This is a genomic window from Actinoplanes oryzae, assembly GCF_030757795.1.
GTDB lineage: Bacteria > Actinomycetota > Actinomycetes > Mycobacteriales > Micromonosporaceae > Actinoplanes.
The window spans coordinates 1-15,056 of the sequence record NZ_JAUQWH010000110.1; the positions used below are offsets into that span (position 1 = coordinate 1).

Below are 15,056 nucleotides of genomic sequence, written 5' to 3' on the forward strand. Positions count from 1 at the left end.
ATCGCGGGGCTCAGCGACGTGATCGCCGGCTTGGGGAGAGCCACCTCGAGGCCCGGCTCTGGAACGACGTGTTCGTCAGCGCCCAGCGCCTGCTCGGGATCCCGCGCGGCACGATCCGGGCGACCGTCCTGGTCGAGACGCTGCCCGCGGCGTTCGAGATGGAGGAGATCCTCTGGGAGCTGCGGGAGCACTCGGCGGGGCTCAACGCCGGCCGCTGGGACTACCTGTTCAGCATGATCAAGAACAGGCCGGACGTGGTGCTGCCCGAGCGGTCGCAGCTGACGATGACCGCGCCGTTCATGCGGGCGTACACGGAACTGCTCGTGCGGACCGCCCACCGCCGCGGCGCGCACGCCATCGGCGGCATGGCCGCCGTGATCCCCAGCCGCGAGCCGGGTGCCGCCCGGCAGGCCCTCAACCAGGTCCGCCAGGACAAGCGGCGCGAGGTCGGCGACGGCTTCGACGGCAGCTGGGTCGCGCACCCGGCCCTGGTCGGGACCTGCCGCGAGGTCTTCGACCAGTGGCTCGGCTTCGAGCCGCACCAGATCGTCCGGCAGCGCGAGGACGTCCGGGTCACCGCGGGCGACCTGCTCGACGTGCGGTCCGGGCCGGTGCAGGTCACCGAGGTCGCCCTGCGGACCAGCGCCAGCGTGGCCCTGCGCTACGTCGCGGCGTGGCTCGGCGGCCGCGGCGCGGTGGCCCTCGGCGGGCTGATGGAGGACGCGGCGACCGCGGAGATCTGCCGCACCCAGCTGTGGCAGTGGATCCGCCGCGGGACGCCGACCGACTACGGCGTGCCGGTGACCGCCGGCCTCGTCCAGCGGATGCTGCGCGAGGAGCTCGACGTGCTCGCGGAGACCGGGGCGCTCGACGAGGAGTCCGCCCGCTGCTTCGGCCAGGCCCGCACGCTGCTGTCCGTGCTGCTCACCGAGCGGGTCTGCCCCGAGTTCCTCACGTTGCCCGCCTATCTGCGGCACATGACCGGGTCGACGCCCGCCACGACCCCGGCGGTCCCGGTCTGACCTGCGATGATCTTGCGGCCCGGCGGTGGTGCATCGCCGGGCCGTGACCGTTTCGGCGGAGGCCGTGCCCGGCTTGGCGGAGGCTGGAAAAGATCTTGGAACGACGGGGGCTTCCAGGTGCGATGCTGGGGCGGTCACAGCTCCGCAACCAGGAGGTCACACCGATGTCACCGCTGAACGACCGCACCGTGCAAGCCCTCGCCGGAGACGTGCCCGTCCCGGCGTACGACCGGAGCCGGCTGCGGACGGGCATCGTGCACTTCGGCGTCGGCGGGTTCCACCGGGCGCACGAGGCCATGTACCTCGACCGCCTGATGAGCGAGGGCAAGGCGCTGGACTGGGCGATCTGCGGGGTGGGCGTGATGCCGGCCGACGAGCGCATGCGGGACGCGCTGACCTCCCAGGACGGGCTCTACACGCTGGTCGTCAAGGCGCCCGACGGCACGTGGACGCCCCGGGTCGTCGGCTCGATCAAGGAGTACCTCTACGCGCCGGACGACCCCGAGGCCGTCGTCGAGAAGCTGGCGTCCTCCGACACCCGGATCGTGTCCCTGACCGTCACCGAGGGCGGCTACAACTTCAACGCGGTCACGGGCGCGTTCGTGGCGGACAACCCTGGCATCGTGGACGACCTGACCGCCGGGAACGCCCCGAAGACGCACTTCGGGCTCATCACCGAGGCCCTCGCCCGCCGCCGTGAGCGGGGTCTGGCCCCGTTCACGATCATGAGTTGCGACAACATCCAGGGCAACGGACACGTCGCCCGCCGCGGGTTCGTCGCCTTCGCCACGCTCCGGGATCCGGACCTGGGCAAGTGGGTCGAGGAGCATGTCGCCTTCCCGAACAGCATGGTCGACCGGATCACCCCCGTCACCACCGACGAGGACCGCGCCCACGTCAAGGAGCGCTTCGGCATCGACGACGCCTGGCCCGTGGTCTGCGAGCCGTTCACGCAGTGGGCCCTCGAGGACGCGTTCCCGCTCGGGCGGCCGCCGTTCGAGGACGCCGGCGTGCAGGTGGTGCCCGAGGTCGAGCCCTACGAGCTGATGAAGCTGCGCCTGCTCAACGCGAGCCACCAGGCGCTGTGCTATTTCGCCTACCTGTCCGGCTACCGGCTGGTCCACGACGCGGCGCAGGATCGGTTGTTCGCGGACTTCCTCCTGACGTACATGGATCGCGAAGCCACCCCGACGCTCGCGCCCGTGCCCGGGGTGGACCTGACCGCCTACAAGCACCAGCTGATCGAGCGCTTCTCCAACGCCCAGGTACGCGACACCGTGGCCCGCCTGTGCGCGGAGAGCTCGGACCGCATCCCTAAGTGGTTGCTTCCGGTCATCCGGCACAACCTCGAGACGGGCGGCGAGATCGTGCGCGCCACCGCGGTCGTCGCCTCCTGGGCGCGCTACGCCGAGGGCACCGACGAGCAGGGGCACCCCATTGAGGTCGTCGACCGGCTCCGCGACACCCTCGTGCCGCTCGCGCAGTCGCAGCGCGAGGACCCGCTCGCCTTCGTCCGCAACCGCGAGCTCTTCGGCGACCTGAGTGACAACGAGCGCTTCGTGGACACGTACAAGACCGTGCTGGCCTCGCTGCACAGCAAGGGCGCCCGGGCGACGCTGGAGGACCTCGCCACCACCTCGTAGGAGATCTCCCCTGGGCAAGATTCGGTTTCCGGACTAGGTTGGCGGAATCGGTCAAGAAGGCGCCGACAGCACCGTCACGCGATCACGCGTGCCCGTGTGTCCGGGTTCCGCCGTCTGACCTGCGAGGTCCTCTCCCCGCGGTTCGGCTCGCCGCCGGGCAGCGAGTGCGTCTGACGTGCTCACCGGAGAGGACCGTCATGCCTGCTGCACCCACGAGGCCCGCCGATCGGGGCCCCCGCTTCTTCCCGGGCGACCCGCGGCCCGGGCTCGTCGCCGAGCTGGCCGCGCTCCCGCCCGGCCACCCGTCGAGGGCCCGGCTGCGGGAGGAGGCGATCGCGGCGTGGCTGCCCATGGCCCGGCGCCTCGCCCGCCGCTACGCCGGCCGGGGCGAGGCCCTGGACGACCTCGTCCAGGCCGCCACCATCGGCCTGATCAACGCGGTCGACCGGTTCGACCCCGCGCAGGGCGCCGACTTCACCGGCTACGCGATCCCCACCGTCATCGGCGAGCTCAAGCGGCACTTCCGGGACCGGGCCTGGTCCGTGCGGGTGCCGCGGCGGCTGCAGGAGATGCGGATCAGGATCACCGGCGCCCGGGACGAGCTCGCGCACACCCTGGGCCGCCCGCCGACCGTCGCGGACGTCGCCGCCCATCTCGGGGTCGACGAGGAGGCGGTCCTGGAGGGGCTGGAGGGCGGACGGGCGTACAGCAGCACCTCGCTGTCCACGCCGGTCGGTCCGGACGGCGAGCTCGAGCTGGGGGACAGCCTCGGCGCGGAGGACGACGACTACGCCCGTACCGAGCTGCGGCTCAGCCTGACGCCGGCCCTGGCGAGCCTCACCGAGCGGGAACGCATGATCGTGACCAGCAGCTTCTACGGCAACCAGACGCAGTCGCGGATCGCCGGGCAGCTCGGCATATCCCAGATGCACGTCTCGCGGCTGCTCGCCGGGGCTCTGATCAAGTTGCGTGCCCAGCTCGGGCCCGAGGCGGGCTAGCATCGGCTGATGTCCGAGCCACGGCGCGTCGCGCTGGCCCTGGGGTCCGGCGGCGCCCGCGGCTTCGCCCACATCGGTGTCGTCCAGGTCCTCGAGGAGCGCGGCTTCGAGATCGCCGCCGTCGCCGGCTCCTCCATGGGCGCGCTGGTCGGCGGCGTCCTGGCCGCCGGGCGGCTGAAGGAGTTCACCGACTGGGCCGTCACCCTCAAGCAGCGCGACGTGCTGCGCCTGATCGACCCGAAGTGGGCGTCGCCCGGGGCGATGGCCGCCGACCGCCTGATCAACCACCTGAACGACTTCCTCACCGGCACCGAGATCGAGCACCTGCCGATCCCGTACACCGCGGTCGCCACCGACCTGGTGGCCCGCCGGGAGGTGTGGTTCCAGCGCGGCTTGCTGAGCTCGGCCATCCGGGCCTCGATCGCCATCCCCGGGCTGATCACGCCGGTGGTCGTCGGCGGCCGCCTGCTCGCCGACGGCGGCCTGCTCAACCCGGTGCCGATCGAGCCCACGGCCGCGGCCGCCGCGGACCTCACGGTCGCCGTCTCGCTGCAGGCGCCGCGCCCGGTGCAGGAGACCGCCGGGCCCGTACGCGCCACCGCGGCGCCGCAGCGGTCCGGCGACTGGCGCGAGCGCCTGCGTCAGGTCTTCGGCCGCTCCGGCCCGGGCGGCGACATCGTCCCGGGGGAGCGGGCCGTCGACGTGGCCCTCCCGGGCGACCTGCGGATCGCCGACGTGGTCACCTTCTCGCTGGACGCCATGCAGGACATGATCGCCCGCTACCGGATGGCGGGGCTGCCGCCCGACATCCGCATCGCGGTGCCGGTCGACGCCTGCCGGGTGCTGGACTTCCACCGCGCCGCGGAGATGGTGAGCCTGGGCCGCGACCTGGCCACCCGGGCCCTGGCCGCCGCCGGCCGGTGAGCCGTCGGGACCCCGGAGCCCGGGAGGGTTGTCGTCAGGTACGGACCCCGGCGTCGAGGACGAGGTCCGCCAGCTGTTCCCACGACTCGACGACGACGGCGACGCCCGCCTCGGTGAGGAGCCGGCGACGTTCGTCGCGCTCGCCGGCCGGGACGAAGGTGACGTTGCCGGCCGTGGCGATCCCGGCGGCGACCGCGGACCGGGCGCCGGGCAGGGAGTCCTCGACGGCCAGGGCCCGGCCGGGCGGGACGCCCAGCTGTTCGGCGGCGTACCGGTAGATCGCCGGGTCCGGCTTGCTGGTCGGCGCCGGAAGCGAGTCCTCCGCGCTGTAGCGGCGGGCCGGCGGGATCAGCTCGGCGAGCCCGGTGGCCCGGAAGCACTCGTCGAGGCGGGACAGGGCGCTGGAGCTGACGGCCGCGAGCTGGTAGTGCCCGGCGAGGCGGCGCAACGGCCCGAGCACCGCGGGGTCCGGCCGCAGCACCCGGCCGAGATGGGCGCTGACCACCCGCTTCTCCTCGGCGACCCAGTCGTCCAGCACGGCGGTGGTCAGCGCGGACCCGCTGCCCTCGGCGCCGACCGGGACCCCGTGGGCCGCGGCGAGGTCGATGGCCGTCGTCCGGAAGTTCTTGCCGGTGGTGGTGGCGAGCAGATGCTCCGGCGTGTAGCGCTCCGCGATGCCCAGCGACGCCAGGAACTCGTTGGTGACCTCCGCGGACGCGTCGAAGGCCGGCGCCTCGGAGGGGAAGAGGTTGCCGTCGGCGTCCAGCAGCAGGACGCGGAGCTCGGTGGGGTCGGGCAGGGTGCTCATCGGGCGATCCCCCGTACGGCCAGCCAGGTCTCGATGGTCTCGCGCGGGCCGGCCCGCAGCGCCTCGGAGGCGACGTGCAGGTCCCGGACGAACGACTCGTCGTCGGCCAGCTCGCCGAACACGTCGCGGACCGTCAGCAACGGCCGCGGGTCGGCGCCCTCCTGCAGGGCCAGCTCGACGAGCTCCTCGGCGCGCGGACCCTCCACATCGATCGGCCGGCCGGCGTAGTCGTGGCCCTGCAGGTAGCGGAACCAGCCCGCGACGGCCAGCGTCAGCATCGGCGCCGGGCGGCCCGCCTGCCGCGCCTCGGTGATCGAGGGCAGCAGGTACGACGGCACCTTCGTCGACCCGCGGCGGCACAGCCGGCTCAGCTGGTCCGCGATCTCCGGGTTGGCGAGCCGCTCGAGCAGCGACTCCTTGTACGCGCCCAGGTCGATGCCGTCGGCGCGGGGCAGCAGCGGGATCACCTCGTCGGCCAGGGCGGAGATGTACGCCGCGTACGCCGGATCCGCCATCACCTCCGCGGTGGTGCGGTACCCGGCCAGGTAGCCGAGGTAGCCCAGGGCGCAGTGGCCGGCGTTGAGCAGCCGCTTCTTGGTCAGCTCGTACGGGGCGACGTCGGTCACGAACTGCGCGCCGACCTCGTCGAGCGGCGGCCGGTCGTTGCAGAAGTCGTCCTCGATCACCCACTGGCGGAACGGCTCGGTGAGGACCGGCCAGCGGTCGCCGACGCCGAACGAGTGGACGATCCGGTCGCGCTCCTCCGGGGAGGTCTCCGGGGTGATCCGGTCGACCATGCTGCTCGGGAAGGTCACGCTCGCCTCGATCCAGCGCGCCAGAGCGGGGTCGCGCAGCTCCGCGAAGGACACGACCATGGTACGGGCGGCGGCGCCGTTGCCGGGAATGTTGTCGCAGGACAGCACGGTGAACGGGGCGACGCCCGCCCGGCGGCGCCGGTCGAGGGCCTCCACCAGGTAGCCGAACACCGTGTCCGGCCGTCCGGGGTCCTCCAGCTCGGCCGCCACCAGCGGGTCGTCGACGGAGAACTCGCCCTCCGGGTTCACCAGATAGCCGTTGCCGGTGATCGTGAGGGTGACCAGCTTCGTGGCGGGATCGCTGAGCGAGGCGAGCACGGCGTCGCGCTGCTCGGGCGCGAACAGGTAGTCGGTCATCACGCCGACGACCCGGGCGGAGGTGCCGTGCGCGCCGCGCTCGACGACCAGGTAGAGGCAGTCCTGCGCGCGCATCACCTCGCCCATCTGCGGCCGGTGCAGGCCGGCCCCGGTCACGCCCCAGCCGTCGCCGAGGCCCCGGCGGGCGATCTCGTCGAAGTAGACCGCCTGGTGGGCGCGGTGGAAGCCGCCCACCCCGAAGTGGACGACGCCGGGGCGCAGGGCGGTGCGGTCGTACCCGGGAACGTCGACGCCCGGTGGCAGCGAGGCGAGGCCTGCCTGGGTCAGCGGCACGGCGCCGACGGCGGTGGATGATTCACGTGTGGTCATGGGGACGTCCTCGGTGTGCTGGGGCCGGGCAGCAGGCATCCGCGCACGGCGGTGCGCACGAGATGCCGCGGGTGGGTCGTGCGGCGAGCACTCGGCTGCGGCACGGTGACGGGACGCCGGCTGTTTGACGCTCCCCTTCGGGGCCGTGGGTGCCCGCCTGCCCGGCCAGCAAACGTCACATTCCGTACAGCTGCCCGGCCGTCACGTCCGGCTCGGCGGCGCCTGGAGCAGGAGGGCGACGCGGGCTCCGTCGTCGGCGAGCCGGGCCGGCGCGGCGGCGAGCACGATCAACCGACCGGCGGCGCGGGCTTGTATCGAAAAACTTCGTTGCGTCTCTTTACTGTTAATAAGGTTTAACTTATTTTGGGCGTACGGCCCGCGGAGTATCCCCCCATCGGCTCCGCGGACCCGTCCCGGGCGGGCCGGGTTCCCCCCAGCCCGGCCTGCCGTCCCCCTCTCCCCCAGGAGTGGCACATGCGACGTCGGATCGCTCTTCCCCTGCTCAGCGCCGCCGCCATCACCGGATCCCTCTTCGTCGCCGTGGCGCCCGCGTCGGCCCATGGCTACATCTCCTCGCCGCCCAGCCGCCAGGCCAACTGCGCCAGCGGGGCGGTGTCCAACTGCGGTGACATCGTGTACGAACCGCAGAGCGTCGAGGCCCCCAAAGGCTCGATGCAGTGCAACGGCGGCGGCAGCAGGTTCGCCGTCCTCAACGACACCAGCCGTGCCTGGCCGGCCGCCTCGGTCGGGCAGACGGTCACGTTCAACTGGGTGCTGACGGCCCGGCACGCCACCAGCACGTGGGAGTACTTCATCGGCAACACCCGGCTCGCGTCCTTCAACGACGGAGGCGCCCAGCCCGGCGCCACGAAGTCGCACACCGTCAGCATGGGCGGGTTCACCGGCCGGCAGACCGTGCTCGCCCGGTGGAACATCGCCGACACCGTCAACGCCTTCTACGCCTGCGTCGACCTGAACATCGGCGGAGGCGGCGGCACGCCCCCGCCGACCACGCCGCCCACCACGCCGCCTCCGACCACGCCTCCGCCCACCACGCCGCCGCCGGCGACCGGGGGCACCTGGCAGGCGGGCACCGCGTACGTGCCGGGGAACACCGTCACCTACGGCGGGCTCACGTACCGGTGCCGGCAGGCGCACACCGCGCTGGCCGGATGGGAACCGCCGAACGTGCCGGCGCTGTGGGAACGCGCCTGATCCTGGTCCTGCTCCTGGTCCTGGCCGGGTGCAGTGAGCCCGCGCCGCCCCCGGCGTTCAACGCGACCGACGTGATGTACCTGCAGATGGCCCTGGAGTACGCGCGCCAGGGCCGGCAGGTCGTCACGCCGGCCGCGACCCGGGCCACCGACCCGTCGGTGCGCACGATCGCCGCCGAGCTGCGTGATCGGTGGTCCGCCGACGCCGGCACGATGGAACGGTGGCTGCTCGGCTGGGAGCAGCCCATGACGGCGGATCCGGCATCGCACGCGGGCCACGGCGACGTGCACTCGCTGCGCGCCTCGGACATCGCCGAGCTGACGGCGGCGCAGGGGGCGGACTTCGACCGTACGGCCGTCAGCATGCTCCTCGGCCACCTGCACAACTGCGTCGCCGTCGCCCGCATGGAGGCGACCGGCGGCAGTTACCCGCCCGCCAGGACCCTCGCCGAGCAGTCCGCCGCCGCGTACCAGTCGGGTATCCAACGGCTCCTGACCCTCTCGGCGGCGGGTTGAAGCTTCAAACTCACAGTACGATGGGGCGGTGAGCGCCGAACCCGCCGACCCGCCCCGCTGGCTGACCACCGCCGAACTCTCGGCCTGGCTGCCGGTGGGCGGGCTGCTCCTGCGCCTGCCCGCCGCCCTCGACGCGCAGATGCAGCGCGACTCGGGGCTCAGTCACTTCGAGTACCTCGTGCTCGCCAACCTGTCCGAGGCGCCCGGCCGCACCCGCCGGATGAGCGCCCTCGCCGCCCTGGCCAACGGCTCGCTCTCCCGGCTGTCCCACGTGGTCAAGCGGCTCGAGGGCAAGGGCTGGGTCGAGCGCCGCGCCTGCCCGGACGACGGGCGCTACACCAACGCGGTGCTCACCGACGCCGGCTGGGAGAAGGTGCTGGACAGCGCGCCGGGGCACGTCGAGGCGGTCCGGCGGCTCGTGCTCGACGCCCTGTCGCCCGACGAGCTGGCCCAGCTGGGCGACATGGCCCGCCGCATCCTGGCGCGGGTGGATCCCGACCTCGCATGAGGCTGATCGCGCCCACGGCCCGGCTCCACCGCTCCTGGCTCGCCGCGCGCGACGACTGGGGGAGGGGTGTGCACCAGCCCGGCTCCGGCCTGTTCCGCTCGGACGACGTGGACAGCGCGGACGGCTTCGCTGCGTGGGTGCGCCGGCTGCTGCGGGCGTCGGATCCGGCCGTCCCGCCCGCGCCCGGGTGGGTCCACTGCACGTACTGGTGGCTGGCGTCGGGCGACGAGGTGCTCGGGAGCATCGCGCTGCGGCACACGCTGACCGGCGAGCTGCTCGAGGCCGGGGGACACATCGGCTACGGGGTACGCCCGGCGGCCCGCGGGCGTGGGCTGGCGGCGCTCGCGGTGGCGGCCGTCCTCCCGTACGCGGCGGGGCTGGGTCTCGATCGGGTGCTGGTGACCTGCGACGTGGGCAACGACGCGTCCCGCCGCACGATCGAGCGGTGCGGCGGGACCCTCGAGGACATCCGTGACATCCCGGGGCGCGGCCCGGTCCGGCGCTATTGGATCCCCGCCCGGCGGCCGGTCATCCCGCGGGCGTGAAGGCCTTGACGGTACGGCCGTTGGTCACGAGGAGCCGCCCGCCGGCCACGACGACGTGGTCGGTGGCGGAGCCGAAGGAGCGGACGGTGGCCCCGGTGGTGGGCGCCAGGACGAGCAGTGCGCGGCCGCTCGTCACGTACAGGAGGCCGCCGGCGCGCACCGGATGGCTGGGCGTCCGCAGCGCGCGCGTCCACAGCAGCCTGCCCCGGGCGGTGTCGTAGGCGTTGACCCGACCGGCCGAGGCGACGAACACCCGCCGCCCGTCGGTGGCCAGCTCGCCCGTCTCGCCCCGGACCGTCCACAGTGTGCGGCCGCGGGCCCGGTCGAGCGCGCGCAGCCCGGCCTTGCCCGTGACGTACACCTGGGGGCGTACGGGATCCGCGGCGCTCGCCTCGTACCGGATCCCGGTGCTCCACCGCACCCGGCCGGAAGCCGCCTCCGCGACGCTGGTCAGCTCCCGCGCCGTGGCGCTCGTCAGCACCAGCCCGTCCCGCGTCGCCACCGGCCCGGCGAGCACGACCCCGCTGCGGCTCCACAGCAGCCGCCCGTCGGCGACCCGCCACCCGGCGACCTGATGCGCGTCGTCGCCCGCGCACAGGTCACAGTGCCCGCTCGTGACGACCGTGCCGCCGGAGACGACGAACTGATCGGTCGTGTACGCCCACAAGCTGTCCCACCGCAGCACCCCGGTCGCCGAGTCGAGGGCGATCACGTTGCTGTCGTCACTGCTCTGCGACGAGCACGCGACGTCGGACACGATGACGGTGTCACCCGAGACGGCGAGTGCCGTGGCCTCGAGCTGCCCGATCGACGAGCTCCACAGCCGGCGGCCGGTGCGGGCGTCGTAGGCGGCGACCTGGTTCCCGGCCGGCTCCAGCACGATCATCCGGTCGCCGGCGACCAGCGGTGCGACGGGCGCGAGAGGGCAGCTGTCCGCGGCTGCCCGCGGCGTGACGGTCCAGCGGGTGCGCAGCTGCCGGACGGTGGACGAGTTGATCACCGACTCGCCGGGGTTGTAGAACGTGTGCCCGGCGCCGTATCCGTCCTGCGACCAGGTCCCCGCCGCCGCCGTCCCGGCGTGCGTGTCCGCCGCGGCGGGGGCCGGGGCGGGGGCGGGCATGATCAGCGCGGCGACGAGGGCGCATCGTGTGAGCTGCATGGCGCGATCGTCGGGCCCGGCGGATCCGGCCGGGGCGCTTTCCGGCACTTTCCCCCGGCCGTGCGCCCGCACCGGTGGCACTGCGCTGGGCGGACCCGGCTTCCCGCACGTGGCAGCCCGCCGGCCGGGTGGCCGGAGATCGATGGTGGACGGTGTCTGCGCAACGCCCGGCATGCGGGCGTCCCCACGTGGCGGGCCGTTGTGCTCTAGCATTCCGCGCCGTGCTTGGAGAGCAGCAGATCGGGGCGCTCAGCGCCGCGGCCCGCGCGGGGAACACCGTCGCGTTCCGCTTCGGCGTCGCCCCGCTCTGGGTGGCCGTCGAGGACGCGGATCCCGCGCAGGCGACGGCCGTACTCGATCGGATCCTCGGGTTTTTCACGCAGGTGCCGTTGAGTGCGACCGGGCAGCTGGCCGTGCTCGCCGTCGGGATGGTCGAGCGGGGCGCCCCGGCGGGTCCGGTGTCCGGGGTCGTGTCCGGGGCGCTCGTGCGGCTGGTGCCGGCGGCGGCCGGGTTCGCGGAGGCGTGGCGGGCGACGGCCGGGCGGTGGGCGCGGCTGCCGGATCCGACGGAGGGCCCCGGGGCGTACGACCAGGCCTTCGCGCGGTTGTCCCGCGGCCGGCCGTGGCTGCGGCGGCCGGGGCTGCCCGTGGCGCAGGCGATCGAGCTGGCCGACGGGTGGTTCGCGCTGACCGGCTGGGTGGGGCCGGCCATGAACCTGCTGCGCCTGCCCGGCGTGCTGCCGGAGTTCCCGCGCCGGGCGGAGCTGGCCACCGCGGCGCAGGAGCTCCGGCAGCACCGGAACGACCTCGACGAGCTGGTCGCGCTGCTCAGTCGACCCCCAGCGCCGAGACCGGGCTGACCTTCGCCGCCCGCCGCGCCGGCAGCACCCCGGCCAGCGCGGTCAGTCCGGCCAGCGTCACGAGGACGGCCGCCAGCTGCCACACGGGCAGGGCCAGCGGAGCGCCGATGCCGAAGGCCTTGACCGCCAGCCACGCGTACGGGACGCCGAGCAGCAGGCCGAGCACGGCGCCCACGACGCCGTACAGGCCGGCCTCGGTGGTCATCATCGTGCGCAGTCCGGTGCGGGACAGGCCGACCGCGCGCAGCAGCCCGGACTCGCGCACCCGTTCGACGACCGACAGCGCGGTCGTGGTGCCGACGCCGACCACGGCGATGGCGACCGTGAGCCCGATCAGGCCGAGGACCACCGCGAGCAGGTTGTCGACCGTCGAATTGATCTCGTCGCGCTCGTCGGCGAGGACGGTGGTGCCGAAGCCCGGCCGGTCCTGGGTGATCGTCTTCAGCGCCCGCAGGCCCGCCGTACGCCCGGACTCGCCGTCCGCCGCGGCATCCGCGAGCAGCCCGGAGAAGCCCGCCGGAGCACCCAGCTTCGTGAGGTCGGCGGGTGCCATGAGCACGCTCGCCCGCAGCGGCCCGGACTCGGGCAGCGTGGCCGCGACCTGCACCTGCACCTTCTTCGACCCGGCCGTGATCGTGGCCGGGTCGCCGGCGCGCAAGCCGCTGGTGTCGCTCAGGTATCCGGAGATCGCCACCTTGCCCGGCCCCACGTCGGTCAGGGACCCGCTCGCCTCGCGGACCTTCGCCAGCTCGGGCAGCGCCCGGGTGTCCAGGTCGACCGCGTCCGCCTCCAGGTCGCCGACCTTGACGCCGGGCAGCCGCCGGTACGGCGTGACGTGCGTGAGGTCGGGGCTGGCGGCGGCCGCGTCGACGGCGTCCCGGGCGAGCCGCTCGTCGCCGGTCGCCTCGATCTCGAAGTCGGCCGGGGCGGTCGTGGCGAGCTCGCGCTCGGCGTACTCGCGGAAGGACGCCCCGGTGACGACCACCCCGGCGATCAGCGTGACGCCCAGCGCGACCACCGTCGCGACCGCGGCGGCCCGGCGCGGGGCTCCGCCGACGCCGCCGACCGCGAGCCGGCCGACCGGGCCCAGCCGGCGCAGCGGCAGCCCGACGGCCGCGAGGACCGGGCGGATCAGCACCGGCCCGAGCGCCATGAGCGCCCCGAAGATCAGCCCGCCCGACGCGACGGTCGCGAGCAGCGGGTTGCGCGGGTTGTAGTTCAGCGCGTCGCGGTCCGGCAGGCTGGCGATCACGTACGCGGCCAGCGCCGCACCGAGCAGCGCCAGCAGGATGCCGGCGACGGCGCGGAACCAGCCGATGGTCCGGCGTCCCGGCGCGGTGCCGGCGGCCCGGAGCGCTTCGAGCGGGGCGACCCGGGCGGCGGCGAAGGCGGGGGCGAGCACGGCCACCACGGTGATGGCGACGGCCAGCGCCACGACGCCCAGGGCGGGCAGCACGGGGAAGCCGGGGGAAGCCAGCTCGACGCCGGAGGCGCGCAGCAGCGGCGGCGCCAGCTGACCGAGCGCGAGGGCGGCGAGCACCCCGGCGACGCCCGTGACCAGGCCGGTCAGGGCGCCCTCGGCGGCCAGGGCGCCACGGACGGCACCCCGGCCGGCGCCGATCGCCCGCAGCAGGGCGAGCTGCCGCATGCGCTGGGCGAACACGATCCGGAACGTCGAGGCGGCCACGAGCCCGGCGGCGCCCACGGCGATGAGGACGAACAGCCCGACCGCCAGGAAGATGCTGTCGAGGTCACGGATGCGCTCACGCGCCTGCGCGGTCCGGAAGTCCGAGCCCGTCAACACCTGGGCGCGGCTGAAGCCCTCCTCGGGAGCAGGGGAGGCGGCGATGATCCGCTCGGCCTCCGCCCGTACGGCCGCGGGGTCGGCAGTGGGCGTCAGCACCAGCTCGACCTGGTCGAAGCCGGTGGTGCCGGCGAGGGCGGAGACGACCGGCTGGGGGGCGTAGGCGGCGCTGCCGTAGTCGTCCGGGACGTCGACGATCCCGGTGACCGTGAGCTTGCGGGTGGTGCGGGGCTTGCCGTCGTCGGTCCACTCCGTGGTCATGGTGAGCGTCGTGCCGACGGGCAGGCCCATCCGGTCGGCGGTCCGGGGGGTCACGGCGATCTCGCCGGTCCGCGCCGGGAACCTGCCCTCGCGCAGGTGGGAGACGGCGAGCGGCCCCGCGCCGGGGTCGGCCTCCACGGACAGGTAGTCGGCGCCGACCTGCCCGCTCGCGGCCACCCGGGCCTCGGCGCCGGAGACCCCGGGCAGGGCCTTCAGCTTGGCGTAGTCGGCGCCGGTGACGCGGACGTTCTCGTAGGCGGCCGGGTTGGTGCCGACGACCAGGGCGGCCGCGGCGGGCGTACCCGAGGCCTGGTCGAGCAGGGTCTTCTGGGTGATGTCGCGGGCCAGCACGGTCGCGTAGACGACGAAGGACGCCACGAGCACGGCCAGGCCGGTGAGCAGCAGCCGGGACGGGCGCCGGGCCACGGCGGCGAGCTGGGTGCGCAGGACGCTCATCGCGGCGCCCCCAGCGTCTGCAGCGCGTCGGCGACCACGGCACGGTCGGGGTTGTCGAGATCGCCGGCGATGCGGCCGTCGGCGAGCAGGACGACGCGGTCGGCGTACGCGGCGGCGCCCGGGTCGTGGGTGACCATCACGACCGTCTGGCCGAACTCCCGCACCGAGTTGCGCAGGAAGCCCAGCACCTCCGCGCCGGAGCGGGAGTCCAGGTTGCCGGTCGGCTCGTCGGCGAAGACCACCTCGGGCTGCGACACCAGCGCCCGGGCCAGCGCCACCCGCTGCTGCTGGCCGCCGGAGAGCTCGCTGGGCCGGTGCGCCAGCCGCGCGGTGATGCCCAGCACCCCGGCCAGCTGCGCGAGCAGCCCCGGGGCCGGCTTGCGGCCGGCCAGGTCCAGCGGCAGCGTGATGTTCTGCTCGGCGGTCAGCTGCGGCAGCAGGTTGAACGACTGGAAGACGAAGCCGATCCGCTCCCGCCGCACCTTCGTCAGCACCTTGTCGCTCAGCGCGGTGAGGTCCGTGCCGCCCAGCAGCGCACGGCCGGAGGTGGCCGTGTCCAGCCCCGCCAGGCAGTGCATCAGCGTCGACTTGCCGGAGCCGGACGGGCCCATGATCGCGGTGAACCGGGCGCGGGCGAATCCGACGGTCACGCCGTCGAGGGCGTGGACGGCGGTGTCGCCGCTGCCGTAGACCTTCACCAGGTCCACGGCGGCGACGGCGGTGTGGCCGTTCTCCGGATGCATGCTTGATCTCCTCGTTCGTCGGATGCGGGGCACACATTGACGGAGGCCGGACACCCCGCGCATCGGACCGCGGACGGGGACCGGCTCTTACTT

General features: G+C 74.2%; 14 protein-coding genes. 9 read left to right on the forward strand and 5 right to left on the reverse strand.

Annotated features, from left to right (window positions below):
• The 4 genes from RBH18_RS29195 to RBH18_RS29210 form a co-directional block, all read left to right on the forward strand.
• The coding region (locus RBH18_RS29195) for a malate synthase (protein WP_456237639.1) at positions 1–1,022 on the forward strand (1,022 nt) is incomplete at its 5' end.
• A 164-nt stretch (positions 1,023–1,186) separates the two neighbouring features.
• Positions 1,187–2,665 (forward strand): mannitol dehydrogenase family protein, encoded by a 1,479-nt coding sequence (locus RBH18_RS29200; protein ID WP_306213628.1) that lies wholly within the window; start codon positions 1,187–1,189, stop codon positions 2,663–2,665.
• Positions 2,666–2,862: 197 nt separating this feature from the next.
• Positions 2,863–3,663: a SigB/SigF/SigG family RNA polymerase sigma factor gene (locus RBH18_RS29205; protein WP_306213629.1), complete on the forward strand. Its 801-nt coding sequence runs from the start codon at positions 2,863–2,865 to the stop codon at positions 3,661–3,663.
• Between the two features lie 9 nt (positions 3,664–3,672).
• Positions 3,673–4,587, forward strand: a complete 915-nt coding sequence (locus RBH18_RS29210) for a patatin-like phospholipase family protein (protein ID WP_306213631.1) — start codon at positions 3,673–3,675, stop codon at positions 4,585–4,587.
• A 34-nt stretch (positions 4,588–4,621) separates the two neighbouring features.
• On the opposite strand, the gene RBH18_RS29215 is transcribed toward RBH18_RS29210, so the two are convergent.
• Positions 4,622–5,395: an HAD family hydrolase gene (locus RBH18_RS29215; protein ID WP_306213634.1), complete on the reverse strand. Its 774-nt coding sequence runs from the start codon at positions 5,393–5,395 to the stop codon at positions 4,622–4,624.
• Entirely contained in the window at positions 5,392–6,897 is a 1,506-nt protein-coding gene (locus RBH18_RS29220) for a mannitol dehydrogenase family protein (RefSeq protein WP_306213636.1), read from the reverse strand. The genes RBH18_RS29215 and RBH18_RS29220 overlap by 4 nt, the downstream gene beginning before the upstream one ends.
• 474 nt (positions 6,898–7,371) lie before the next feature.
• Between RBH18_RS29220 and RBH18_RS29225 the strand changes: the two genes are divergently transcribed.
• The 4 genes from RBH18_RS29225 to RBH18_RS29240 are packed head-to-tail and all read left to right on the forward strand — an operon-like array spanning position 7,372 to position 9,680.
• The gene (locus RBH18_RS29225) at positions 7,372–8,112 is read left to right on the forward strand and encodes a lytic polysaccharide monooxygenase (protein ID WP_306213638.1); all 741 of its coding nucleotides are present in this window, start codon (positions 7,372–7,374) and stop codon (positions 8,110–8,112) included.
• On the forward strand, positions 8,097–8,627 hold the full coding sequence (locus RBH18_RS29230) for a DUF305 domain-containing protein (RefSeq protein ID WP_306213641.1): 531 nt from the start codon (positions 8,097–8,099) through the stop codon (positions 8,625–8,627). Before RBH18_RS29225 ends, RBH18_RS29230 begins: the two co-directional genes overlap by 16 nt.
• A 28-nt stretch (positions 8,628–8,655) precedes the next feature.
• Positions 8,656–9,135: a MarR family winged helix-turn-helix transcriptional regulator gene (locus RBH18_RS29235; protein WP_306213643.1), complete on the forward strand. Its 480-nt coding sequence runs from the start codon at positions 8,656–8,658 to the stop codon at positions 9,133–9,135.
• Positions 9,132–9,680, forward strand: coding sequence for a GNAT family N-acetyltransferase (locus RBH18_RS29240; protein ID WP_306213645.1), 549 nt, complete (start codon positions 9,132–9,134; stop codon positions 9,678–9,680). Before RBH18_RS29235 ends, RBH18_RS29240 begins: the two co-directional genes overlap by 4 nt.
• Here the strand turns inward: RBH18_RS29240 and RBH18_RS29245 are convergent.
• Positions 9,664–10,839, reverse strand: coding sequence for an outer membrane protein assembly factor BamB family protein (locus RBH18_RS29245; RefSeq protein ID WP_306213647.1), 1,176 nt, complete (start codon positions 10,837–10,839; stop codon positions 9,664–9,666). The two genes, RBH18_RS29240 and RBH18_RS29245, sit on opposite strands and share 17 nt — an antisense overlap.
• Positions 10,840–11,060: 221 nt before the next feature.
• Here RBH18_RS29245 and RBH18_RS29250 point away from each other — a divergent pair, with 221 nt between their 5' ends.
• Positions 11,061–11,699: a hypothetical protein gene (locus tag RBH18_RS29250; protein ID WP_306213649.1), complete on the forward strand. Its 639-nt coding sequence runs from the start codon at positions 11,061–11,063 to the stop codon at positions 11,697–11,699.
• Here the strand turns inward: RBH18_RS29250 and RBH18_RS29255 are convergent.
• Entirely contained in the window at positions 11,668–14,220 is a 2,553-nt protein-coding gene (locus RBH18_RS29255; RefSeq protein ID WP_306213650.1) for an FtsX-like permease family protein, read from the reverse strand. The genes RBH18_RS29250 and RBH18_RS29255 overlap by 32 nt on opposite strands.
• Positions 14,217–14,963, reverse strand: a complete 747-nt coding sequence (locus RBH18_RS29260; RefSeq protein ID WP_306213652.1) for an ABC transporter ATP-binding protein — start codon at positions 14,961–14,963, stop codon at positions 14,217–14,219. The genes RBH18_RS29255 and RBH18_RS29260 overlap by 4 nt, the downstream gene beginning before the upstream one ends.
• Between the last annotated feature and the right edge of the window lie 93 nt (positions 14,964–15,056).

Bases quoted from the DNA above. Each gene is read 5' to 3' on its own strand.
- RBH18_RS29200 (WP_306213628.1), top strand. From the start codon at position 1,187: ATGTCACCGCTGAACGACCGCACCGTGCAAGCCCTCGCCGGAGACGTG.
- RBH18_RS29205 (WP_306213629.1), top strand. From the start codon at position 2,863: ATGCCTGCTGCACCCACGAGGCCCGCCGATCGGGGCCCCCGCTTCTTC.
- RBH18_RS29210 (WP_306213631.1), top strand. From the start codon at position 3,673: ATGTCCGAGCCACGGCGCGTCGCGCTGGCCCTGGGGTCCGGCGGCGCC.
- RBH18_RS29215 (WP_306213634.1), bottom strand. From the start codon at position 5,395: ATGAGCACCCTGCCCGACCCCACCGAGCTCCGCGTCCTGCTGCTGGAC.
- RBH18_RS29220 (WP_306213636.1), bottom strand. From the start codon at position 6,897: ATGACCACACGTGAATCATCCACCGCCGTCGGCGCCGTGCCGCTGACC.
- RBH18_RS29225 (WP_306213638.1), top strand. From the start codon at position 7,372: ATGCGACGTCGGATCGCTCTTCCCCTGCTCAGCGCCGCCGCCATCACC.
- RBH18_RS29240 (WP_306213645.1), top strand. From the start codon at position 9,132: ATGAGGCTGATCGCGCCCACGGCCCGGCTCCACCGCTCCTGGCTCGCC.
- RBH18_RS29245 (WP_306213647.1), bottom strand. From the start codon at position 10,839: ATGCAGCTCACACGATGCGCCCTCGTCGCCGCGCTGATCATGCCCGCC.
- RBH18_RS29255 (WP_306213650.1), bottom strand. From the start codon at position 14,220: ATGAGCGTCCTGCGCACCCAGCTCGCCGCCGTGGCCCGGCGCCCGTCC.
- RBH18_RS29260 (WP_306213652.1), bottom strand. From the start codon at position 14,963: ATGCATCCGGAGAACGGCCACACCGCCGTCGCCGCCGTGGACCTGGTG.